Below are 23,979 nucleotides of genomic sequence, written 5' to 3'. Positions count from 1 at the left end.
CTAATGGCAGCAGAACAATTTCAAGCATTACGCAATTATCTTGATAGCCAAGTTTTGGGGCAACCCGACTTTACCGAAAGCTTGCTTATTGCCTTGCTTGCCGATGGTCATCTACTGGTAGAGGGCCCACCAGGGCTTGCTAAAACACGTGCCGTAAACGCGCTTGCCAAAGGTGTTGAAGGTAGTTTTCATCGCGTGCAGTTCACCCCCGACTTGCTCCCTGCTGATTTAACCGGCACCGACATTTATCGCCCAGAAACCGGTGAATTCGTGTTCCAACAAGGGCCACTGTTTCATAATATTATTTTGGCCGATGAAATTAACCGAGCCCCAGCAAAAGTTCAGTCAGCGCTGCTTGAAGCCATGGCCGAACGGCAAATTACTGTGGGGCAAAAAACCTACCCACTACCACCGCTATTTATGGTGCTGGCCACTCAAAACCCGCTAGAGCAAGAAGGCACCTACCCGTTACCCGAGGCGCAGCTTGACCGCTTTGTGATGCATTTGAGTCTCGGTTACCCCAATGCCGACACTGAAAGAGACATTTTACGCTTAACGCGTGGTGAAGAATTGCAAGGCCAAGCGGATATGCCGAAGCCGTTGCAACAAGAAGATATTTTCAAGGCGCGCAAAGACGTACTTGGCATTTATATGGACGAAGCGGTAGAAAACTACTTGGTTCAGCTGATTATCGCCACCCGTGAGCCTAGCTTTTATAGTAGCGACTTAGCACGTTGGATAAGCTACGGCGCTAGCCCACGAGCCACTATTTCACTCGATCGCTGCGCACGCGCCCGAGCATGGTTACAACAGCGCGACTACGTGACACCAGATGATATTCACGCGGTGTACGCAAAAGTACTACGCCACCGCATTATTTTAAGCTATCAAGCTGAAGCCGACGGTATCAGCACAGACCAGGTTTTGGCGCAAATTCTTGAGCTTGTTCCGGCACCATGAGCAATACCCAGTGGTTAACAACGTGGCACAGCAACGGCGTTCATGTCAGTAGCCACGAGCTTATGTATTACCGTAGTAAAGTCGGCGCGTTTCAACGTTTTCGTCGTTTGAACCCACCACCAAGCCAAACCGGTGCGTTAATGAGTAAGTTCAAAGGCCGAGGCATGGAGTTTGACGAGTTTCGGCACTACCAAGCGGGCGACGATATTCGCGCCATTGACTGGCGTGTTACGGCGCGCACGGGTACGCCGCATACCAAGCTGTTTCGCGAAGAGCGTGAACGTCCGGTATTTGTGGTGGTCGATTTAAGCGACAGCATGCATTTCGGCAGCCAATTGCTGTTGAAATCAGTGCAGGCGTGTCACTTAGCTGCTGCGCTTGCGTGGCTTGCTGTAGCTCGCAACGACCGCATTGGTGCACTCATTTCAACCTCACAAGACGCGGGTACCCAAGGCCACGTTGAGCTGCGCCCCCAGGCGCGCCATCATGGTGTGCTCAACATCATTCATCATTTGGTGCAGCAACAAACAACCGCTGTTGCACAGTGGCAGCAACAGCGCGGTACAAGTAACCATTTTCATCACGCATTAGAGCGTCTGCAACATGTTGCACGCCCAGGTAGCCTAATCTATTTAATTAGTGACTGGCTCAATACCGATGCGTCAACTTGGCGTAGCTTATTAGCGTTGCAGCGCCATTGTCAGTTGCAAGCTTTTCAAATAATCGACCCACTGGAGTTGGCCATACCAACATTCGCAACCAGTGATCAACTGCCATTAACCAATGACGGCCAACAGGTTATTATTGACCCTAGCAATCAACACCAAACCCAAGCGTATGCCAAAGCCATGCAGCAACACCAACAAGCTATGCTTAAGCAATGGCAACAGCTTGGTTTGACGGTACAGCAGTTTAGTGCAGCCGAGCCTATTGAGCTGCAATGGCCAGGAGTTATCTTGTGATACAACTCGACAACCAAGTTCAATTACAAGACATCGTCGCAGCTCCGGCGGCCCAGTGGTGGCCATTGGCGCCGGGCTGGTATGCATTAATCAGCGCAGCGCTCACGCTTGTGGCACTCAGCTTGTGGTTTTCTATACGCGCATTTCAGCGTCGTCGTGCGCGTCGGCAAGCATTACAGCAATTGGCGCAACTGCAACAACAACCAAACCTAGCACTTCATGATATTTCACTGTTATTGAAACAAGCGGCTTTGGCGTACTTCCCTCGTGCTCGTATTAGCAATACCGACAACGCGGCCTGGTGGCAGTTTTTACGCAGCCAACTAAGCGCGCGCCAGCAACAGCGTTATCAACCTTTAATAGACGCCTTGCAACAGGCTGCCTACCAACCTATTACCGTGCAACAGCAATGGCTGACCGAGTACCTTAACTTTGCCGAGCTTTGGCTACGCCAAGCCTTACCGCCATCGCGAGGTCAATCATGATTGATTTTGTTTGGTTATGGGCGCTAATACTGTGGCCGCTGCCATTCATCTATCGTTATATACGCAAACCGCGGCAGGCACGTCAGCAACCACTGGCGGTGGCTGTGCTGCCTAGCCTTGCTTCGGCCACCTACAGCTTTAAAGCAAGCCGTTGGCAACTCGTTACAGGCTTGGTTATTTGGACATTATTGGTACTTGCCCTCATGCGTCCACAATGGCTAGGCGAACCCGTCGCTGCGCGCAACGACGCGCGTGAAATGATGATTGCGGTCGACTTATCCGGCAGTATGGAAATTGCTGACATGGAAATCAACGGCGAGCAAGTTGACCGCTTAACCATGCTGAAACATGTCATGAGCGACTTCATTGAACGGCGCATCGGCGACCGCTTAGGGCTAATTCTGTTTGCCGATACCGCCTATGTACAAGCCCCCATGACGTTTGACCGCGCGACGGTGCAACGCATGCTCGACGAAACTGTATTGCGCCTCATCGGCGAGCGAACCGCCATTGGCGACGCCATTGCGCTTGCGGTAAAACGCTTTGCTGCACGGCCAGACACCAATAAAATATTAGTATTGGTAACCGATGGTCAGAATACTGCCGGACAAGTGTCACCCGATCAGGCACTGCAGCTTGCGAAATATCATGGCGTCAAAATCTACACCATTGGTGTGGGAGCCGAGGAAATTGTCGTGGATAGCTTTTTCGGTCAACGTCGCGTGAACCCAAGCCGAGACCTTGACGAAGCTATGCTAAGCCAACTCGCTAACGAAACCGGTGGCGCCTATTTTCGTGCGCGTAGCACTGAAGAGTTGGCAGAAATTTATACTGAACTCGACGCCTTTGAGCCGGTACAAGGCGAGCAACAATTACGCCGCCCGCAAACCGCACTCTATTTTTGGCCGCTTGGCGCAGCGTGGCTTATCATGATAGCCCTGTTTGCTGTGTACACTATAAACCGCAGGAGGCAACATGGCTGAGTTTCATTTTATTCGCCCTTGGTGGTTAGCCGCGGCCTTCCTTGTTGTCATACTCGGCTTCATTGCTTGGCGCTTTTGCCAGTCTCAACATGGCTGGGCACGCATTATTCCAGATCATTTGCGCCACGTGTTATTACCGTCTGATAAATCAATGTCACTACGCTGGCCGCTAGTCATTATCAGCAGCGCGTTAACCTTAACTTGCGTTGCGTTAGCTGGCCCAACCTGGCAACGCTTGCCACAACCGGTATATAACCTACAGGCTGGTTCTGTGGTGATCATGGACATGTCGTTGTCGGTTTATAGCACTGATGTAAGCCCGAACCGGCTCAGCCAGATGCGCTTCAAAGCAACTGACTTAGTCCGCGATAAACTTGATGGAGAAATTGGTCTCGTTGCCTATGCGGCTGATGCATTTACCATTAGCCCGTTGACCAGTGACGGAGCGAATTTAGGCAACCTTATTCGCGCATTAAGCCCTGATATTATGCCAAACCTCGGCAGCGCCCCGCTTCGTGCGTTAAATTTGGCCGACCAATTATTGCGCGACGCCGGCCACGCCGAAGGTGACATCTATTGGCTTACCGATGGCATAGACAGCCGCGATGTGATTGATATAAATGACTTTATTAGTCGCACTAATCACCGTATTAACGTGTTAGCCGTGGGCACAGCAGAAGGTGCGCCTATTCAACTGCCAGATGGCCGACTGCTGCGTGATAGCTCAGATAATATTGTCATTCCGCAGTTAATTACCGGCAATTTAGACACCCTTGCCCAGCGCAGCGGTGGCCGTTTTGCTGTGGTGCAGTCCGATCAAGAAGACATCAACTACCTTTCTAGTTTGCCGCCCCGCACTCGCGAAGGCGAAGCGTCGCAACTTCAAGCAGGCGACCAATGGCTTGATCAAGGTGCGTGGTTTATTCCAATCATAATGTTACTGTTGCTACCCCTAGCTCGGCGCGGCATTCTTGTCGGCTTCGTTGCTATTGTTGCGATTGGTGTGGGTAGCTATTCACCAAGTTTACTCGCGGCAAAACGCGAGCCATTAAGCTGGCAGGAACAACTTTGGCAAACGCCCTACCAACAAGCTGATCAGGCGCTACGCAACGGCGATTACGAAACAGCCGCGGCTATTTCACCAGACCCTTGGCAGCGCGGCACCGCAAATTACCGTGCGGGTAACTATGATCAAGCGCTGGTTGATTTTTCTCAGTTAGACAGTGCCGAAGGCTTTTATAATCAGGGCAATGCACTCATGCAAATGCAGCGTTATGATGAAGCAGCAAATGCCTACGACGCCGCCTTAAAGCGCCGACCAAACTGGCCAGCAGCACAACAAAACCACGAGCTCGCCGAGCAATTAAAAAAACAGCAAGAACAGCAACAGCAGCAAGGCGAACAAAAGGGTCAGCAACAAACTGGCCAACAATCGTCGAATCAACAGTCGGGCCAGCAAGGTGACAGTAATTCACAACAACGCAACGACACCACCGAACAAACAGAAGAGTCATCGACAAGCCCTGCTGATGAAGAGCAACAGCGGCAACAGGAACAACAAAAATCTGAAGCGGGCAAGCAACAGCAATCAGCCGAAAATGGTGAGCAAAAACAGCCGCTGAACAGCGCTTCTGGCGACCCGACTAGCGAAGAAATGCAGCAACAAATGCAACAGTGGCTAAATCGTATTGAAGATAATCCAGCAGAGCTATTGCGCCAAAAGATGCGCTATGAAGCCCAACAACGCCGTCGACAAAACCTAACACCAGGAGTAGAGAAACAGTGGTAATGAGTAATTTACGACACAGTTTTATGGGGTTTATCTGCTTTTTTCTCTGCGCAAACTTTGCTATTGCACAAGAGTTAGACGTTGTTGCTAGCGTTGACAAAAATCCAATTGTGCAAAGCGAACCTTTTACCCTAACAGTCACAGTAAACGACGACGTGCCCCAGTCAGCTTGGAACCCTGAACAAGCATTATCTGAATTTCGAGTGTTAAATACACGCTCAGCACGGCGCACCAGTGTGGTGAATGGCGTAAGCAGCCGTACCACGTCTTTTGTCGTAACCTTACAAGCACCGTCAACACCTGGCATTGTGCGAATTCCGCCCATTACCATTAATAATGCCAGCAGCAATGCCATTGAGCTTAAAATTTTAGACGCCCAAGCAGCCACCGACGAACTTGAGCAACGCCCAGCGTTTATTCGAACCAGTGTCGAGTCCAATCAAGTATACGTGCAGCAACAGTTCAAGCTCATTGCGCGCTTGTACCTTAGTGCTAATCTGCTTAGTGGCAACCTTGTCGCGCCAACCCTTGAATTAGCAGAAGTTCGCCAGTTTGGTAAAGACGAAGAGTCGTATGAAATTATAAACGGTAAACGCTACCAAGTATTTCAGCGCACCTACTTAATCACGCCCCAACGCTCCGGAGATTTCACCATTGAAGGGCCCATGTTCGACGGGCAAATAAGCCGCGAAACAAGTCGCTCAGTGTTTTCATCAATTGCGGCAACGCAGCCGGTTAGTACTATAGCGCCTGCAACAAAAATCACAGTGCTACCACGCCCTGAGAATTGGCAAGGGCACTGGTTGCCTTCTGAACTCGTTAGTGTGAGTGTTGAACAAGTGAATCCGCAAGCTGACATTGCGGTGGGCCAACCGATAACGCTTCAATACCGCTTAACCGCCATTGGGGTTACGCCAGAGCAGTTACCAAGAGTAGGCATTAGTGAGCTTGAGCAGGCGTCCGTTTACCCAGAAGCACCAGAACTCAATAGTACGGTACGTAACGGGCGTGTTATTGCACAACGAACCGAAACTATCGCAGTGATTCCGCGCCAAAGCGGTGAATTAACTATACCGGCCGTTAACTTAACGTACTTCAATACCCGCTTGAACCGCCCTGAATCAGCGACTAGCGAAGCGCTAACCTTTAACATCAAGCCGGCTGAAGGGCTGCAACAAGATATTGCCCACACGCAAAATCCGGTGACACAACAATCAACGCAACCACAAAACACACAGGCTCAGGCGTCACCAGCCACCCAGCCCGTTATGCAGCCAGAGCAACAAGTAAATAATCATTATTTTCTTCTGGCTATCATATTTGCTGGATTGTGGCTTATTACACTTGCCCTGTGGGCTTGGTGGTGGTTCCGTTCTAGCATACGCAACAATGCGCCGTCGCCGGCTGTGCCGGTAGAAAACCAAGAACACAAACATAGTTGGGCAGCACTTGAGCACGCCGCCAAGCAAAATAACGCACCTGCTACTGACAAGGCCTTACGGCATTGGCTAAGCGCCCGTTATTCAGTCAGCGTTACTGATTTGAATCAAGTGGCTGAGTTTTATGACCACCCACCGCTAAGCAGCCAAATTGAGCACTTACAGCGCTCACGTTATGCGGGAAAAGATATTTCATGGCAAGAAGGAAAGGCGCTCATTCGGGCGCTGAAAGCAGCTGAAAAACTTCGTAAACAAGCAGGGAAAGCACCAAAAGAATCGGTTTTGCCCGACCTTTACCCTAGTTGATACCGTAGCGCTAGAGAGTTCAAATGCAAAAAAAATCCGTAAACAGATTGACTGTCTACGGATTCTTGTCGTTCTTCACTTAATGAAGTTTTATTCTTGGCTAGCTTGATCTGTGTTGGCGTTAAGCAATAGCTCAACATCAGCCTCAGCACGCAAGGCTTCAACGAATGCGCCGTAACCTTGTTGGGTGAAGCTATTCACCAATTGGTCAGTTAACTGAGCCTGCATGGCCTCGTCAACTTCACCAACGGTTGCACTGGTTAATTGCACCACCGCCAATGCGCCGCTATTCAACTCGGTAACCGCCACTTGCACACCTTCGTCACTTGGCACAGCTTGCTCAAACAGGCTTTGCACTACGGCACGAGGCAACTCAGTGTTACGGCGATCAACGCTATCAATTGCGGCCATTTGTACGTCAGTCGTCTCACCAGCGCGCAACGATGCTGCTAATGCGTCAGCATCTTGACGAGCGGCAGCTTGAGCTTTTTCAGTGCGAACATTATCAAGCACTTGTGCACGAACCTCATCAAGTGGTTTCACACTCGCGGCTTGATAATCTAACACCCGCACGATAACCGCTTGCGTGTCACTGGTTTCAATTAAGTCACTGTTCAAGCCTTCAGCAATAAAGTCTTGGTTGAATACTTGCTGCAAGGCTGCAGGGTTATTCAATGCGGTAGGCGCGTTGTTGCGATTAAACCAGCTGGTAGTACGAACGGTTAAGCCTGTTTCGTCAGCAACCGCTTGCAACGTGTCTGGCACATCAAAAGCTAACTCCGATGCTTTTTGTTGCAACTCGTAATAAGCCTGTTTAACGCGTTCTTCACGCATCTCACTGACTATTTCATCACGCACTTCTTCGTATGACGTCGAAGAGCCTTTTTCAATGTCAGTGAGTTTAATGACATGGTACCCAAACGATGTACTCACAACGCCAGAAATATCACCTACTTCTTGCAGCGCGAATGCAGCTTCGTCAAATTCTGGGTCCATAAGACCTTTTTCAAGGAATTCTAAATCACCGCCGGTTTCGGCTGTGAAAATATCATCAGAATATTCAGCGGCTAACTCAGCGAAATCAGCGCCCTCAGTAAGTTTAGTTAAAACTTCCTGAGCTTCTGCACGCGCGGCTTCATCGTCACCTTCAATAAGAATATGCGAGAACCGATAACGGTCTGGTGTTTCGTAGCCAGCGCGGTTTTGTTCGAACCATTCACGAACCGCTGTCTCGTCAATTTCGATAGACTCGGCTAACGCATCAGCATCTAACGCTACAAATTCAACTTTTACCTGCTCGGGCACGTTAAAGCGCGACTGATTCGCGTCATACCACTGGGCAATTTCTTCGTCAGTGACTTCAACAGTGCTTAAGTAGTTGGCTAGCTCAAAGGTTGCATAAGCACCGCTGCGTTGTTGGTTCAACAGCTGTTGTACGGCAGAGGCTTCCGTTGGTAACGCAAATTGCGTTTCGACAATGGCCTGCAATAGCTGCGTACGCGCTAGGTCGCGACGCATGAGCTCGGCGAAACCATCTGGCGTGTAACCTAAGCCATTCAATGTCATTTGATAAGTTTGGTTATCAAATTGACCGGCAACTTGAAACGCTGCAATGTTGCGAATAGCCGCTTTCACTTGTTCATCTGAAACGCGCAAGCCCGCATCACGTGCGTACAACTCAACCACTTTTTGATTGACTAAATCATTAAGCACTTGGCTGCGCAAACGTTGATTAAATGCCGGATCAGCGGCTAAAGTCGCGTAAAAATCGCCCAACTGCTGTTGCTGACGCGACCGTTCGTTTTCTACCGCACGATCAAAATCCATACGGGTAATTTCTTCACCGTTCACTTTTGCAACTGCAGGCTCCGGTTGGTTGGTGATGTAACCACCAATACCGGCTAACGCAAAGGTTAACGCAATTAAAACCAACAGGGCTTTAATAACGATGCTTTGCGATCCTTCTCTTATCCTGTCCAACATATCTACTAAACCTCAATTATTCCCAGTCGTTGGGCGGGTATTATATCTTCTTCTTGAGCAAAAAAATAACCCGAAGACAAGCTTCGGGTTATTTTCAGTAATTACTGGCGGAACGGACGGGATTCGAACCCGCGACCCCCGGCGTGACAGGCCGGTATTCTAACCAGCTGAACTACCGCTCCGCTTCAATTAATTTACTGAGTCTTTCAGTGCTTTACCAGCTTTGAAAGAAGGTACTTTTGCAGCTGCGATTTGAATAGTTTGACCAGTTTGTGGGTTACGGCCAGTGCGAGCTGAACGCTCACGAACACTGAAAGTACCGAAACCAACCAATGCTACTTGGTCACCTTTTTTCAAAGCGTCAGTTACCGCTTCGATGAAAGAGTCAAGAGCACGTCCAGCCGCAGCTTTAGAAATTTCCGCTCCGTCTGCAATTTTATCAACTAACTGAGACTTGTTCACAGTATCATCCCCTTAGATTGTTATTATCAGATTTGCATGGTTCCATTGCGTTCTGTTGTTATCAATGGGCCAGCGAAGGTTATAACAAGCTTAAACCAACTGTTCAAGCAGTAGTGCACGATTAGCAGACATCTTCCTTATTAATCGTATCACTCAAGTGGCATGCCAGAGACTTTATGTGTGAGCGTCTGACCAATCACTTTGACTCTAGGCTACCACAAGATTTGCGATTGAGAACCCTTTTTCACAAATTTTTTAACGAAAGAATGCGGCCTGCAGCCATGTTATGCCTTTCAAGGCCGCATTTTTACGTTGTAAGACGATTTTTTACGCCGTTTTTGGCGCAGATTCAAGTGCCACCGCCAAAACTTCGTCAATCCATTGCACTGGCTGAATCTTCAAGTCACCTTTCACCGCGTCACTAATTTCTTTCAAATCACGCTCGTTGTCTTTCGGAATCAGTACATGCTTAATGCCACCACGGTGAGCTGCTAATAGCTTTTCTTTTAACCCACCAATGGCGAGCACTTCACCACGCAAGGTAATTTCACCGGTCATGGCCACGTCGGCACGCACTGGAATCTTGGTTAACGAACTGACGAGTGCGGTAACCATCGCAATACCTGCACTTGGTCCGTCTTTCGGCGTTGCCCCTTCAGGCACGTGTACGTGAATATCGCGTTTCTCGTGGAAGTCTTCCGGAATACCCAGTTTTTCGGCACGACTACGAACCACGGTCAACGCGGTTTGAATAGACTCTTGCATCACGTCACCGAGTGAACCGGTTGAGGTGATTTTGCCTTTACCGGCCACGTTAGTGGCTTCAATGGTGAGCAAATCACCGCCTACTTCCGTCCACGCCAAACCGGTCACTTGGCCAACTTGGTTGTTCTCTTCAGCTTTACCGTAGTCAAAGCGCTGCACGCCAAGAAAATCTGACAAATTACCGCCCGTAATTTCAACGTGCTTCACCCGCTTATCAAGCACAATTTTCTTCACAGCCTTGCGGCATAAGCGCGAAATTTCACGTTCAAGGTTTCGCACCCCAGCTTCGCGTGTGTAGTAGCGAATAATGCCGATAATTGCATCGTCGGTTACGTTTATCTCTTTGTTTTTAAGGCCATTACGGTCTATTTGCTTGGGTAACAAATGGCGCTTCGCAATGTTGAGTTTCTCGTCTTCGGTATACCCCGACAAACGAATCACTTCCATCCGGTCTAACAACGGCCCAGGAATATTCATGCTGTTTGAGGTTGCCACGAACATCACGTCCGACAGGTCGTAGTCGACTTCTAAATAATGATCGTTAAAGTTGACGTTTTGCTCAGGGTCTAACACTTCAAGCAACGCCGACGCTGGGTCGCCGCGCATGTCTGACGCCATTTTGTCAATTTCGTCTAACAAAAATAATGGATTACGCACGCCCACTTTGGCCATTTTCTGAATCAGTTTGCCGGGCATCGAACCAATATAAGTACGACGGTGACCACGAATCTCGGCTTCATCACGTACGCCACCAAGCGCCATACGAATGTATTTACGGCCGGTGGCCTTGGCAATGGATTGCCCTAACGACGTTTTACCAACCCCTGGCGGGCCCACAAGACACAAAATAGCGCCACGCACTTTGCTGGTGCGTTGCTGCACCGCTAAGTACTCCAAAATGCGTTCTTTGACTTTTTCTAAGCCATAGTGATCAGCGTCAAGAATCTTCTCTGCACCGGCTAAGTCTTTCTTAATGCGTGAGCGTTTCTTCCATGGTACCGACACCATCCAGTCGATATAGCCTCGAACCACGGTCGCTTCCGCCGACATGGGCGACATCATTTTCAACTTTTGCAGTTCAGCGCGAGTTTTCTTCTCGGCTTCTTCTGGCATTTTTGCTTCTTCAATTTTGTTTTGTAGCGCTTCAAATTCGTCTGGACCGTCTTCCATTTCGCCCAGCTCTTTTTGAATGGCTTTCATTTGCTCATTCAAGTAATACTCGCGCTGACTTTTTTCCATCTGCTTTTTCACACGCGAGCGAATACGCTTCTCAACCTGTAACAGGTCAATTTCACCTTCCATAAGAGCCATCAAAAACTCTAAACGCTCGCGCACGTCAGTAATTTCGAGCACTTTTTGCTTGTCGTTCAGCTTCAATGGCATATGTGCAGCCATGGTATCGGCAAGACGATCGGCTTCTTCGATACCCGACAAACTGGTAAGCACTTCGGGTGGAATTTTCTTGTTCAGTTTCACGTAGCCTTCAAACTGATTGATGGCCGAACGAATCATCACCTCTTCTTCTTTGTCGTCCATCGCCTCGTTATCAAGGTAATGCACTTGCGCGCGGAAGAAATCTGACTCAGCTTCAAACTGTTCAATTTCGGCGCGCTGGCTACCTTCAACCAAAACTTTTACCGTGCCGTCAGGTAGTTTTAATAGCTGTAAAATAGTCGCAACGGTTCCAATACGATGAATATCCGCTTGTTCTGGCTCATCAACTGCTGCATCTTTTTGCGCCGACAAGAAAATTTGTTTGTTTTGTTCCATAGCAGCTTCTAAGCAGCGAATAGATTTTTCGCGCCCAACAAACAAAGGAATTACCATATGCGGGTACACCACCACATCACGCAGCGGCAGTACCGGAATACTCAATCGTTCAATCCGTTCTTCACTCATAAACTTCTCCAGGAAACTGGTTCGTGACTATTCACACTATCTTACCTCTTAATATGAGGCTCTCCAGCGAAAGTTCAATCTTTTGCACAAAAAAAGGGCCTAAAAGGCCCTTTTTGCACAAATTTCATGCTAAACCATGCTCTTATTCACCAGAAGCGTGCTTTTCTTCCTGTTGATTTGCATAAATAATAATCGGATCAGACTCGCCTTTAATCACCGACTCGTCAATAACGACCTTGCTTACGTTTTGCAACGTCGGTAGGTCGTACATGGTATCCAATAGCACGGCTTCAACAATAGAACGCAAGCCACGAGCACCGGTTTTACGCGACATGGCTTTGCGCGCAATGGCACGCAATGCGTCTTCGCGGAATTCGAGCTCAACGTCTTCCATTTTAAACAACGCACCGTACTGCTTGGTCAGTGAGTTTTTCGGCTCACGCAGAATTTGCACTAAAGCATTTTCATCCAGCTCGGTCAGTGTGGCTAATACCGGCAAGCGGCCAATAAATTCAGGAATTAACCCGTACTTCACTAAATCTTCTGGCTCTACTTGGGCTAAGGTCACGCCTTCGGCTTTCGGCTCTTTGCTCTTCACTTGGGCGCCAAATCCAATGCCACTGCCAACGCTAATACGCTGTTCAATAACTTTGTCTAGGCCGGCAAATGCGCCACCACAAATAAACAGAATTTTTGAGGTATCTACCTGCACAAATTCCTGTTGTGGATGCTTGCGTCCGCCCTGCGGTGGTACCGCAGCTACGGTGCCTTCAATCAGCTTCAATAACGCTTGCTGTACGCCTTCGCCCGACACATCGCGAGTAATTGACGGGTTGTCTGACTTACGCGAAATTTTGTCAATTTCGTCAATGTAGACAATACCGCGCTGGGCTTTTTCAACGTCGTAATCACACTTCTGCAGTAGCTTCTGAATAATATTTTCAACGTCTTCGCCCACATAACCCGCTTCGGTTAATGTGGTTGCATCCGCCATAGTAAACGGCACATCTAAGAAACGAGCTAAGGTTTCCGCCAAGTAGGTTTTACCGCTACCGGTTGGGCCAATTAGCAAAATATTACTTTTGCCTAGTTCTACTAGCTCTTCGTCTTTCTTCTTGCTTTCGCTATTGTTGTTTAAACGTTTGTAATGGTTATAAACAGCAACGGCTAAAACTTTCTTCGCAAGTTCTTGACCAATCACATACTCGTCTAAATGCGAGCGAATTTCATGTGGGGTTGGTAGACTTTTTGGCTCTTCTTGCGGCGCAATATTTTGAATTTCTTCTTCCAAAATATCGTTACATAAGTCCACACATTCGTCACAAATAAATACCGATGGGCCCGCAATTAGCTTACGAACCTCATGCTGACTTTTTCCGCAGAAGGTACAAAACAACGGCTTTTCGCCATTACCTTCAGTTTTATCAGTCATCTTACTCTCCGCCTCGTTGGGTCAGAACTTTATCAACCAAGCCGTAATTCACCGCTTCTTCTGCTGACATGAAATAGTCACGGTCTGTGTCTTTCGCCACTTGCTCAAGATCTTTACCGGTGTTTTCCGACAGCATACGGTTCAGCTTGTCTTTAATATCTAAAATTTGTCGCGCATGAATTTCAAAGTCAGATGCCTGCCCTTGAAAACCGCCGAGTGGCTGATGAATCATTACCCGCGAGTTTGGCAAACAGAAACGCTTACCTTGAGCGCCCCCAGCTAACAAAAACGCCCCCATGCTGGCAGCCTGCCCCATACATACGGTGCTTACGTCTGGCTTAATAAAACGCATGGTATCGTAAATCGCCATACCTGCGGTTACAGCACCGCCTGGCGAATTAATATAAAGATAGATGTCTTTGTCAGGGTTGTCAGACTCTAAAAAGAGTAACTGCGCTACAATTAAGTTAGCCATGTGGTCTTCCACCTGACCACAACAAAAAATTACGCGCTCTTTAAGTAGGCGCGAGTAGATATCGTACGAGCGCTCTCCTTTTGCTGTTTGTTCCACTACCATGGGCACCAATTGGGCCATAGGGTCTAGCGCCATATCCGACATAATTTACGACTCCTGAAATAAAAATGGCTCGTATAAAGGTATACGAGCCATTAAACCAAGTTGTGGTCGATGCCGTCAACGTTGTTGTGACGGTAATCGCAACTGTTTTACTTTTTCGGGTTCATCAACTCGTCAAAAGTAGCTTTTTTCGCTTTTACTTTGGCGTTGTCAAGAATGAACTCAATTGCTTGTTCTTCTAATGCAACGTTACGAATTTGCTGCATCATTTCTTCGTTGCCTTTGTAGTAAGCAATAACTTCTGCTGGGTCTTCGTATGCAGAAGCGTTGTTCTCGATGATTTCGTCAACTTTTTTCTCGTCAACTTTCAATTCGTTGCCACGAATCACTTCACCTAACAACAAGCCAACTTTTACGCGCTCTTTTGCTTGTTCTTCAAACAATTCAGCTGGAAGTTGTGGCAATTGCGCTTGGTTACCACCAAAGCGCTGCATTGCTTGACGACGCAATACGTCAACTTCTTGGTCGATCATCGCTTTTGGCAAGTCAACGTCGTTGTGCTCAACTAAGCCTTTCAACACCTGCTCTTTCACTTTGCTTTGCACGGTGTTTTTCAGTTCGCGTTCCATGTTTTTACGAACTTCAGCTTTCAGCGCTTCAACGCCGCCTTCTTTTACGCCAAATTGCGCGACGAATTCGTCGTTTAATTCTGGTAATTCACGCTCTTCAACTTGCTTGGCAACGATAGCGAATTGCGCTTCTTTACCCTTTAAGTTTTCTGCGTGGTAATCTTCAGGGAAAGTAACAGTGATGGTTTTCTCTTCACCGGCTTTCATACCAATAATATCGTCTTCGAAACCTGGAATCATACGGCCTTCGCCAAGCTCAAGTGCGAAGTCAGTGGCTTTGCCGCCTTCAAATTCTTCGCCGTCAATAGAGCCAGTAAAGTCGATAGTGATACGCTCACCTTTCTTCGACTTACGCTTAACCGCTTTCCAACCAGCGTGTTGCTTACGCAAGGTTTCAAGCATGGCATCAACGTCTTTGTCAGTGACTTCAACGTCTGGTTTTTCAACCGTTAGTTTATCAAGCGCTTCAACTTTAACTTCAGGATAAACTTCAAAAGTAGCAACGAATTCAAGGTCTTTACCTTCTTCGTTTACTTTTGGCTCAATGGCAGGCATACCCACTGGGTTGATTTTTTCCTGCATCATAGCTTCGAAGTATTTACTCTGCATCAAGTTCGAAGCAGCACGTGCACGCGCTTCTTTACCAAACAGTTTTTGTAAAACGTTTGGTGGAACTTTGCCTTTACGGAAACCGTTGATACGGCGATTGCGGTACTCGTCTTTTAACAGACGCTTGACTTCTTGATCGATAATGTCAGCCGGCACGGTGATGGTGGCGCGGCGTTCTAGTCCTTGGGTTGTCTCTACAGAAACCTGCATTGCTTTGTTACCTCGGCTTCACTATTGGCCTGAGCCCACTACTATTGGGGCCCTTCAAAATGACGCAGCATTATAGCGAAGCCTTGCCGCCACGTCGAGAGCGAATTTAGCCGGTTTGTTTTTGGGTGGGAACTTTGGGGTTCACTTCAATACGATTACGCCCACACTGTTTCGCAAAGTACACGGCAACATCAACATCACGCATTAAGTCATCAGTGGTGACGCCTGATTTTGGCGTATTAGAAGCAATGCCAATGCTTACCGTAACTGGCGTGGTGAGTTTATTCTTTAATATGCGCACCTTCGCCAGCACTTTTTTAGCTTGTCGCACGAGCTCATCAAGCTCTGTTTGCGGGCACACAATCATAAATTCATCGCCACCAAAACGCGCCACATATTCGCCGGTACGCTTAAAGTGAGTTGCCAATATGCGGGCCACACTCTTCAGCACTTCATCACCATGTAAATGGCCGTGTTCGTCGTTGAGTTTTTTGAAAAAATCAACATCAACCATGATTAAGGTTAACGGATGTTGTGCACGTACCGCACGACGCAACTCTTGCTCTAGGCATTCGTCAAGCCCACGCCGATTAATAAGCCCAGTTAAGCTGTCTTCGCGCGCTAATTGCGCCAACTTTGCATTAGCTTCTAATAATTGCGCTTCGGTTTCTTGCAGGCGTGCTTCGGCATGATGCCGCGCTAAAGTGTTAGCTATCATATCTGCAACTAACCGCATTTGACGAATATCGCGTTCATGCCATGTGGTTTGCCGGTTAACTAAATCACAACCGACAAAGCCGATTAATTTTCCTTCCATATACATACCGACAGCCATCATAGAGCGGATATTTTCGCGCAACAGCTCATCGCGAAAACCACCGGTTGAGTCCGGCAATTTGCGTGCATCGGCCACCACAATTTGACCATCTTCTCGCATACGCTCGAAAAAATATGGCATCACATGGGCTGGAATATTTTGCAGTTCGTCTTTGTGTGGTGAAATGCCGTCGTTCACCCATTCATAGGTATTCGACATCTCATTTTGATCGGGCGAAAACTCAAACACATAGCAACGGTCTTTACTGCCGCCACGACCTAGCAACGCAAGCGCATGCTCGATATGCGCTTGGCTTTGGTCTGGTGTCGAATTAATTAGCTGCATACTGATGACCGAGATCATCAAACCAAACCCATCGTCCGTTGCGGTTGTTTGCTCAGCAGCCAGCTTTCCTAGCATTGCTTCCACCATCAGTCACACTCTTATTCTTGTTATAGTATGTAGAATTTTTGAAACATGCGACCAAATTATACGCAACTCCGTCAAGATGTCCACGCCTACGCATCAGCTTGCAGGCCGCCTTTGTTACCATGGATTGCCGTAAGGTATTTTGCTCAGCAAATCAAATAGCTTTTGCGGGTTGGCATCATTGGCACGCGACGAATAGACTAAGCCACACATGGCTGTTCCTTTGCCGCAAACCTGTCCAGCTATATTGCTCATGCCATTACTGTCATACAGCCCAAATGACTCTATGTAGTCAACCATATTTACCGTCATTTCTTCAAACGACACGCGTTGACTGCTCACTTCTATCACTTCCATGGCCTCTTCCGTGGGTTGGCGCAGAGACTCACGTACCTGAGCCACTTGCTGTGACGGTAATTCTTGCTCCATTGCACCCATAACTTGAGTAAACAGCTGTTCACTGTCACGATAGCGCCGCAAACTCAACTGATTAAACAACACTGCCGCTTGAGTTAAGTCTTGCTCAACACCAACGCCGTTGGCGAGCAGTTTTGCTAATAGATACTGAGCTGCATGGTGGTTTCTTTGCGCTGCTTGTTCAAGATAACGAATCGCTGTTTCTATCTCGCCTTCATTCATAATTTCTTCGGCCGCAAGGCGGTACAACGCAGGTGGGTAATTCAATTCTTCGGCAGCGTACAACATCGCTTCGTTGGCAGCAGCAAGATCTTGTTCATAAGCAACCCCACTCTCGCGCCATAAGGCATAAGTATACCAAGCCACTGGATGACGATTACGCATTGCTTTGCGCAAATACATGCGCCCTTGTCGTATGTCTTGCTCTAACCCGTCGCCATACACCATAGCCGCAGCCACAATGGTTTGCGCCTCAGGGCTGCCATTCCAAGCGAGTTGACGCAGTTCATTCATTTTTTGTTGGCACTGTGCAGAAGTGCATTCGCCTTGATGATTATTAGCGGTTTTGTCGCTAGCGATAGTGGACTGAGCGTAAACTGCGAAACTAAGAGTTGCGAGAACTACTAACCACGAAGATTGCTTTTTATACATAGTCGAAACCTTATTTATGTTGCGAAACCTAATGCTTAGAGGCTCAAAACGCAAACAATGTGACAATAAAGTTAACTATAGCAATAAATAGGTAAATTGAAATGGTCGGCGAGACTGGATTCGAACCAGCGACCCCTTGTACCCAAAACAAGTGCGCTACCAAGCTGCGCTACTCGCCGACAGACAGTAATTTTTGAGATGTGCTGAAAAGCGAAGAAAATGGGGTGGCTGATGGGACTTGAACCCACGACAACCGGAATCACAATCCGGGGCTCTACCAACTGAGCTACAGCCACCACTTTATAAACTTTGCCAGGGCTAAAATGGCGCACCCGGCAGGATTCGAACCTGCGACCGACGGCTTAGAAGGCCGTTGCTCTATCCAGCTGAGCTACGGGCGCAAATCATGCTCTGTAGAAATGGTCGGCGAGACTGGATTCGAACCAGCGACCCCTTGTACCCAAAACAAGTGCGCTACCAAGCTGCGCTACTCGCCGACATACTTCTTCTAAAGCTTTAAAATCCCGTGCAGGACGCGGCCTGACAACGGGGGCGAATATTACCTGTTGGGCATGGCAGCGTCAAACATTTTTTTAAGAGAAATAGCCAACTGCTGAAAATAACAACAGCTTGAACGAATAATATGCAAAAGCTTTGTGAAAACAATCGTTGATTGCCCCACAGTAACGCTACAACCTGTGACAAAAACATGCGAAAATAAGCGCGTTTTAGTCTTTTGGTTCAGGTTAGTTTACCGCACATCTTAATAAAGGTACTTAAAGCAATGACGGCGCAACGTATTGATGGCAAGCAAGTAGCTCAACAAGTTCGTGAACAAGTAAAACAAGGTGTGGCCGCGCGATTAGCAGCCGGAGCTCGCGCGCCTGGGCTCGCTGTTGTTATGGTGGGTGAAGATCCCGCTTCGGCCGTATATGTCGGCAGCAAACGGAACGCCTGCAAAGAAGTCGGTATCGTGTCAAAAGCATTCGACTTGCCAGCAACAACTAGCCAAGCTGAACTTGAAGCCTTAATTGACCAACTAAATAACGACGCCGAAGTCGACGGTATTTTGGTGCAACTACCTCTGCCACAAGGGCTCGACGCACAAGCTATTTTAGAGCGCATTAACCCATTTAAAGACGTTGACGGCTTTCACCCGTTCAACATGGGCCGTTTAGCCCAACGTAACCCGGCACTGCGTCCGTGCACCCCGCGCGGCGTGATCACGCTACTAGATTCCATTGGCCTAGACTTACACGGCAAAAACGCCGTGGTGGTTGGCGCTTCCAACATTGTAGGCCGTCCCATGAGTCTAGAGCTGCTATTAGCAGGTGCGACAACCACCGTTTGCCACCGCTTTACCAACGACTTAAAAGAACACGTGCAACGCGCCGACGTTCTAGTGGTTGCGGTAGGCAAGCCAGACTTTATTCCAGGCGAGTGGATTAAACCAGGTGCCGTAGTTATCGATGTTGGTATTAACCGTTTGCCATCAGGCCAATTAGTGGGCGATGTTGAATTCGGCGTTGCTGAGCAACGTGCCTCGTATATTACCCCTGTACCAGGCGGTGTGGGCCCAATGACAGTGGCCACGCTCATGCAAAATACCTTGCAGGCATGTGATACTTGGCATGCACCTTTAACCAATCCCCCTTAATAGCCAACTAATTCGCTCTGTAACCAGACAGCATCGGCCCCTTACGCCGCGTAACTAGCGGCCAAAGGGGTTTGCCTATCAATAACTCTCTAGCTCGACAATAGCGTTGCGCAGGGTTATTCACCAGCTGCCACCAAGACTGCAGCACCGGCGCCACTAGCGGCACCTGTAACGGCAGGCACCACCACACCTCAATATCAAGTTGCCGTGCTGCTAACCATTGCTGTGTTTCCTCAGCGTTGAGGTTTGATGTTCTTGCACGGGCATGGTCGACTGCTATTTCATCAAGCCATTGCTGCTCCCGCAGTGAGAAACGGTGTTCGCTATGCTGATCTTTTTGTGCCTCTGTTGGACTATGAATAGTAAGCTGGGCCGCCATGCGCGCATGTATGATGGCTTTTGCTGTAGCACGAATAGCTGATTCTCGTTGTTGGCTATGATCGTCGTCAACGGGGTCTGTGTACCACTGTAGTTCTGTTGCCGCCATCCCCGTTGCCAAAGTGTTTACCATGTGCAACTCATTAGCGTGCCCCAATTGCCCGGCTCGCAATACATAGTGCCCAGTATTGTGAAGGGTTTGTTGAGCCCAAAAAATCCATAATAATTGCAACGCGGCCAAAGCTAGCCAAATGATTAACGGCAACAGAAGCATTGCCTCAACTGTGCTGGCACCGAATTCGTGCTTAAGCATGCGCATTACATGCATTTACCTTGCTGCTGGCAACTTAACCAAAGCTGCTCATATTGATCAACCCAATAGGCCAAATTACTTAAGCTATTCTGTGGCGTAATAACGTCGGTAACGTATAGGGTGTCCACGTCAATTGAGGAGGCTCGCAGCGATGTGCTCAAAATGCTACGAGCTATAATTGAGTCCGCATCAATTTGATTTGCATTCAAATTGGCAACATTAGAAATGGCTTGGTTTGTCATATCCAAGTCCGCCTCCATGCTATTGAGGTGAGGCTTGTCAAAAACCGGTGTTCTGTGCAATAAATGCTCGGCACTCCAGCTTCCGGCCGGCTGCCAAATTGGCACAACGAGTCGTTCACCCTGCACAAAAGCTCCCGCGACTTGGCTAGCAAACCAGTCAGCTTCAGCAGCTGATGGCGCGTCTACAGAAAGCTCTAACCAGTTGCCACTTTCCACAAAATACCAAGATTGCTGCCACGGCTGGGTGAAAGTAGCCAACTGCGTCGCGGTAAAAACATCACCCAGCGTTGTTGGTGGCGCCCCTTCGTTGACCCAGTAGTCGAGCGTCGCCTGGCGAATCATTTCTGCGTCGGTAACCCATTCGTGTTGATTACGGTTATTCGCCATCGATTGCCACACTTGCGTGGTTACCACCATAAGTGAGCTTAATATAACCACCGCGGCAATCACCTCAAGCAATACAAACCCCTGTTTTTGCATGTTATTTCCTTATGGCAATAGTTAATACATCATCAAAAAATGGCGATGCCGCTGCAGCTGATGCTGCAGCCGGTAACGTTCAATGAGTCGTTGCTTATCTGCTGCAGATTGCTGTTGCTGTTGTATCTGTTGCTGCGTTACATGAAAAAACCGTGCCCCGCCAATAACCACAGTTGCCAACACAGACACGGCAATAACCCATTGAAAAAATGCCATGATTTACCCCTGAAACTTAAGCGTTAAGGTGCCGCCAGAGAAGCTACTGTCAACCGCATACTCTGTGAAATCGTGTGCCAGACGAGCACCTTCTGCCGCTTGCCCAATGCCACTCACTGTAATTACATAACGGGAGGTGTCGGCGCCATCAACACTCACCGCGATATCGCCACCCCAAGGGTTAATTCCTGTACCACTGCCCCATACTTCCGGAACGGCTGCAATAGATGACATTGCCGTCATACTAATACCGGTCAAATCACCCGTGCGCGGCCGCCATAATTGCGCCCCCGACTGAATAGTAATGACCTGATTTTTTGCTTCGCTGACACGTGAATTTCCCACCGCCCAATCGCGTAACGCTAGCGAGCCAATGGTTGCCAAAGCGATGATAGACAGCACGGTAAGCACTTCAATAAAGGTAAATCCTTTTTGTGATCTCATAGAACACTCCGTTGTAAACAATTAAAGAAAGAAAAATACAGACTACACGCTGGTTTGTTGGGTTAGTTGCATCAACATAGTCCCCATGCCGCCGAGCATAACGACCAGCAAGGCAAAAATGACACTGTAACAAAACACCTGTAGACCGGTACGCAAGCGCGTCAACGCTTGTGTGGCATCGAGTGCTGCATAACTTGCAACACGCAATAGGGTTCCCTGCTCACTCGCATTGCGGCTACCATTCCCAAGTCGAAATAGCATCCGTGCTGAAAGTAAACCGGTATCAAAAATCTGCGGTAACCGCCGCTCACCTTGCGCAAGCTTTCTACGCATATCAAACGTGTGCACCGCCAATGAAGCTGAACCATAACGTTGAATAGCGGCGAACGATTTATCTAAGCTACTTCCGGCTTGCATTAATACTGTCGTGGTTTGCAATAGTAATACCGCGCTAAAATAGCGCTGAATGAGAAACGCACCGTAGTTACCTAGAACTCGGCACCAGCGCCAGCCAAAATTTATTAACAATGGCGGACCCCAACTCCATATCACCACCAAAAGCACACTGAGTAAAAGCGCGGGAATAATGAAACTATGTGTTGCCGTTAGGAGAATTCTGCTGAGCATTGGCCACTGCGATTCGGGTATTGACACAGCTAGCTTTGGCATCACCCCATGGCCAATAAAATAAATTGCGGCAAAAGCCAGAGCCAACATTGCTAGTGGATAAAGCAAAGGTTTCCAAAACTGTTGCCATGCTTGCTGTCGCTGCTGCTCAAATTGCTGATGCTGATGCAATAATTGCTCTAAAATACCGCTATGTTCCCCCACGGCAACTAACATGACTAAGTCTGCCGAAAACCATTTATGTAATGCGGGCCCCAGCGGCAACCCCTGGTTTAGCTGCTTGATTAAGTGGGTAATGACACGCTGCTCTGTGCTTAATTTTAAGCGTCGCGCATTTTCAAATAACGCATGGCAACATTGCAGTGGACTAAGTCCATCGGTTAAGCCCAAAGCAAAGTCTTCAAGTAAAGCAAGTTGTCGTGCTCTGGCTAAATGCATAAGGCTACCTGCTTTAGTTGTTCATCAAGCGCCACCCAACCTGTTTTCATCAGTTGGTTACGACACGCTTCCAATGTTCCATTGCGAATAGCATCGCGAACACCTTCATCAACAAGTAATAACTCAGCAACTAAGCGACGGCCAATAACGCCGGTACCATGACACTGTGGGCAGCCACGATCAGTGCCCTCACAAGCTAAGCAAGGTTTCGCCACCAACCGCTGCGCTACGATGCCGCGCAACACGCCAACCTGAGCAAGTGACTCAGCACTAAGACCTAAATCTAATAACCGCTGTATCACCCCAAAAGTGTCGTGCGCATGCACTGTTGCGGTCACCAAATGCCCGGTTAATGCTGCGGTATAAGCCGCTTTTGCTGTTGCTTGATCACGAATCTCACTAATCGAGATCACATCTGGATCTTCGCGCAGAGCCACACGCACCATATTGGCAAAGTTAAGCTCTTGGTGGTCAGCAATAACCGGCTTTTGTTCTATGTAGGGTTGAATAATTTCAATTGGATCTTCCAAAGAAATGACTTTTGCCGTGCGCGGAATGGCCCAATTAATTGCAGCCAAGGTGGTCGTTTTACCTTGCCCAGTTGGGCCGGCAACCACTAACAGGCCAGCAGGGTTTTGTAGCAACTTTTGAATTTGGTTTAACTGATGCATGGGTAAACCCAGTTCGGCAAGTTCGCGAGCTTGCTCGTGTTCGGCCTGAATTCGCATCGTTACCGCAAACCCATTACGCGTTGGTGACTTTTGCACGCGCAAGCGCAGGTTTTTTATCGCTTGCTCATGCATCACCGACAACGAGATGCTGGCGCTTGATAAACGTTGTTCATCAAATAACTCACGAAAGTCTTCGGAACGTGTATTTAGGGCAGCTGCAATTGCCGCTGCCATGGTTTCCCGATGTCGCTCAACTTGCCCGACCAAACGTCCATGAACGCGAAATGCAAGAGCTGCATGACTGGGTAAAAACAACAGATGAATATCTGAAGCCTCGAGCACGAGCGCCTGCAACACCAGATCTTCAAGCGCTTGCTGTGCCCGTGTATGGTCAAGCTCGAGCGAATCGGTTTGCTGACCAAGTTGGCGCTTGGCATCAGTATCGTGCAAATGGCCCCTAATACTCCGCCCGTCAGCGACCATATATGCTTTGATAATGACACCTTGAACAGCAGCAAGGGCGATCAAATTTACGAGCTCGAGCAATTTTTGTTGCCACGCCTGGGTGCTGGCAACTAATATTCCGTCGCTCGTCATTAATACCGCTACATCTTGCTGTTGAAACAAGTCGGTTATCTGTAAACAACGCTCTAATAACCCAAGCGGTACCTCACAACGACTAAGTTGGTCATCACTCATCATCAACATA

21 protein-coding genes and 5 tRNA genes are annotated in these 23,979 nt (G+C 48.4%); 7 read left to right on the top strand and 19 right to left on the bottom strand.

What is annotated here, in order from left to right; all coding sequences use genetic code 11:
- Positions 1-3 precede the first annotated feature (3 nt).
- The 6 genes from BM334_RS03085 to BM334_RS03060 are packed head-to-tail and all read left to right on the top strand — an operon-like array spanning position 4 to position 6,924.
- The gene (locus BM334_RS03085; RefSeq protein ID WP_092837742.1) at positions 4-960 is read left to right on the top strand and encodes an AAA family ATPase; all 957 of its coding nucleotides are present in this window, start codon (positions 4-6) and stop codon (positions 958-960) included.
- On the top strand, positions 957-1,922 hold the full coding sequence (locus BM334_RS03080) for a DUF58 domain-containing protein (RefSeq protein ID WP_092837740.1): 966 nt from the start codon (positions 957-959) through the stop codon (positions 1,920-1,922). The genes BM334_RS03085 and BM334_RS03080 overlap by 4 nt, the downstream gene beginning before the upstream one ends.
- Positions 1,919-2,407, top strand: coding sequence for a DUF4381 domain-containing protein (locus tag BM334_RS03075; RefSeq protein ID WP_157981856.1), 489 nt, complete (start codon positions 1,919-1,921; stop codon positions 2,405-2,407). The genes BM334_RS03080 and BM334_RS03075 overlap by 4 nt, the downstream gene beginning before the upstream one ends.
- Positions 2,404-3,390 (top strand): vWA domain-containing protein, encoded by a 987-nt coding sequence (locus BM334_RS03070; protein ID WP_092837734.1) that lies wholly within the window; start codon positions 2,404-2,406, stop codon positions 3,388-3,390. The genes BM334_RS03075 and BM334_RS03070 overlap by 4 nt, the downstream gene beginning before the upstream one ends.
- Positions 3,383-5,179, top strand: a complete 1,797-nt coding sequence (locus tag BM334_RS03065) for a VWA domain-containing protein (RefSeq protein ID WP_092837731.1) — start codon at positions 3,383-3,385, stop codon at positions 5,177-5,179. The genes BM334_RS03070 and BM334_RS03065 overlap by 8 nt, the downstream gene beginning before the upstream one ends.
- Positions 5,179-6,924, top strand: coding sequence for a BatD family protein (locus tag BM334_RS03060; protein ID WP_092837728.1), 1,746 nt, complete (start codon positions 5,179-5,181; stop codon positions 6,922-6,924). The genes BM334_RS03065 and BM334_RS03060 overlap by 1 nt, the downstream gene beginning before the upstream one ends.
- A gap of 90 nt (positions 6,925-7,014) precedes the next feature.
- Here BM334_RS03060 and ppiD read toward each other — a convergent pair whose 3' ends face one another.
- The 13 genes from ppiD to BM334_RS02995 all read right to left on the bottom strand — a co-directional run bounded on the left by ppiD (position 7,015) and on the right by BM334_RS02995 (position 18,301).
- Positions 7,015-8,907 carry a peptidylprolyl isomerase gene (ppiD, locus tag BM334_RS03055; protein WP_092837725.1) on the bottom strand — a complete coding sequence of 631 codons (1,893 nt, stop codon included), beginning with the start codon at positions 8,905-8,907 and terminating at the stop codon, positions 7,015-7,017.
- Between the two features lie 105 nt (positions 8,908-9,012).
- Positions 9,013-9,089: transfer RNA gene (locus BM334_RS03050), tRNA-Asp, on the bottom strand.
- Between the two features lie 7 nt (positions 9,090-9,096).
- Positions 9,097-9,369 (bottom strand): nucleoid-associated protein HU-beta, encoded by a 273-nt coding sequence (hupB, locus tag BM334_RS03045; protein WP_055438316.1) that lies wholly within the window; start codon positions 9,367-9,369, stop codon positions 9,097-9,099.
- A 327-nt stretch (positions 9,370-9,696) separates the two neighbouring features.
- Positions 9,697-12,033: an endopeptidase La gene (gene lon / locus BM334_RS03040; RefSeq protein ID WP_092837722.1), complete on the bottom strand. Its 2,337-nt coding sequence runs from the start codon at positions 12,031-12,033 to the stop codon at positions 9,697-9,699.
- Between the two features lie 142 nt (positions 12,034-12,175).
- Positions 12,176-13,465: an ATP-dependent protease ATP-binding subunit ClpX gene (clpX, locus tag BM334_RS03035; RefSeq protein ID WP_092837719.1), complete on the bottom strand. Its 1,290-nt coding sequence runs from the start codon at positions 13,463-13,465 to the stop codon at positions 12,176-12,178.
- 1 nt (position 13,466) lies between these two features.
- A complete protein-coding gene (gene clpP / locus BM334_RS03030) occupies positions 13,467-14,084 on the bottom strand; it encodes an ATP-dependent Clp endopeptidase proteolytic subunit ClpP (protein ID WP_092837716.1) in 618 nt (205 codons plus the stop codon).
- Between the two features lie 107 nt (positions 14,085-14,191).
- Entirely contained in the window at positions 14,192-15,490 is a 1,299-nt protein-coding gene (gene tig / locus BM334_RS03025) for a trigger factor (protein WP_092837713.1), read from the bottom strand.
- Between the two features lie 106 nt (positions 15,491-15,596).
- Complete coding sequence (locus BM334_RS03020) at positions 15,597-16,727, bottom strand: GGDEF domain-containing protein (RefSeq protein WP_177214997.1); 1,131 nt, start codon at positions 16,725-16,727, stop codon at positions 15,597-15,599.
- A 126-nt stretch (positions 16,728-16,853) separates the two neighbouring features.
- Complete coding sequence (locus tag BM334_RS03015; RefSeq protein ID WP_092837707.1) at positions 16,854-17,804, bottom strand: tetratricopeptide repeat protein; 951 nt, start codon at positions 17,802-17,804, stop codon at positions 16,854-16,856.
- 102 nt (positions 17,805-17,906) lie between these two features.
- Positions 17,907-17,983, bottom strand: a tRNA-Pro gene (locus BM334_RS03010).
- Between the two features lie 41 nt (positions 17,984-18,024).
- Positions 18,025-18,100: transfer RNA gene (locus tag BM334_RS03005), tRNA-His, on the bottom strand.
- 28 nt (positions 18,101-18,128) lie between these two features.
- A tRNA-Arg gene (locus BM334_RS03000) sits at positions 18,129-18,205 on the bottom strand.
- A gap of 19 nt (positions 18,206-18,224) precedes the next feature.
- Positions 18,225-18,301: transfer RNA gene (locus BM334_RS02995), tRNA-Pro, on the bottom strand.
- 287 nt (positions 18,302-18,588) lie between these two features.
- On the opposite strand from BM334_RS02995, the gene folD reads away from it, so the two are divergent.
- Complete coding sequence (folD, locus tag BM334_RS02990) at positions 18,589-19,461, top strand: bifunctional methylenetetrahydrofolate dehydrogenase/methenyltetrahydrofolate cyclohydrolase FolD (RefSeq protein WP_092837704.1); 873 nt, start codon at positions 18,589-18,591, stop codon at positions 19,459-19,461.
- Positions 19,462-19,468: 7 nt separating this feature from the next.
- On the opposite strand, the gene BM334_RS02985 is transcribed toward folD, so the two are convergent.
- The 6 genes from BM334_RS02985 to BM334_RS02960 are packed head-to-tail and all read right to left on the bottom strand — an operon-like array spanning position 19,469 to position 23,978.
- Complete coding sequence (locus BM334_RS02985) at positions 19,469-20,158, bottom strand: TadE/TadG family type IV pilus assembly protein (RefSeq protein WP_092837701.1); 690 nt, start codon at positions 20,156-20,158, stop codon at positions 19,469-19,471.
- Positions 20,158-20,874, bottom strand: a complete 717-nt coding sequence (locus tag BM334_RS02980) for a type II secretion system protein (RefSeq protein ID WP_092837698.1) — start codon at positions 20,872-20,874, stop codon at positions 20,158-20,160. Before BM334_RS02980 ends, BM334_RS02985 begins: the two co-directional genes overlap by 1 nt.
- 21 nt (positions 20,875-20,895) lie before the next feature.
- A complete protein-coding gene (locus BM334_RS02975; protein ID WP_092837695.1) occupies positions 20,896-21,090 on the bottom strand; it encodes a hypothetical protein in 195 nt (64 codons plus the stop codon).
- Positions 21,091-21,093: 3 nt separating this feature from the next.
- Entirely contained in the window at positions 21,094-21,534 is a 441-nt protein-coding gene (locus BM334_RS02970) for a type II secretion system protein (protein WP_092837692.1), read from the bottom strand.
- A 42-nt stretch (positions 21,535-21,576) separates the two neighbouring features.
- Positions 21,577-22,599 (bottom strand): type II secretion system F family protein, encoded by a 1,023-nt coding sequence (locus BM334_RS02965; protein ID WP_092837689.1) that lies wholly within the window; start codon positions 22,597-22,599, stop codon positions 21,577-21,579.
- Positions 22,590-23,978, bottom strand: coding sequence for a GspE/PulE family protein (locus BM334_RS02960; protein ID WP_092837686.1), 1,389 nt, complete (start codon positions 23,976-23,978; stop codon positions 22,590-22,592). The genes BM334_RS02965 and BM334_RS02960 overlap by 10 nt, the downstream gene beginning before the upstream one ends.
- Position 23,979: the final 1 nt, after the last annotated feature.

The sequence above is a fragment of the Pseudidiomarina donghaiensis genome, from assembly GCF_900116895.1.
GTDB lineage: Bacteria > Pseudomonadota > Gammaproteobacteria > Enterobacterales > Alteromonadaceae > Pseudidiomarina > Pseudidiomarina donghaiensis.
The sequence above is the reverse complement of the archived record's forward strand: the minus strand, read 5'-3'. Positions and strand labels throughout refer to the sequence as shown.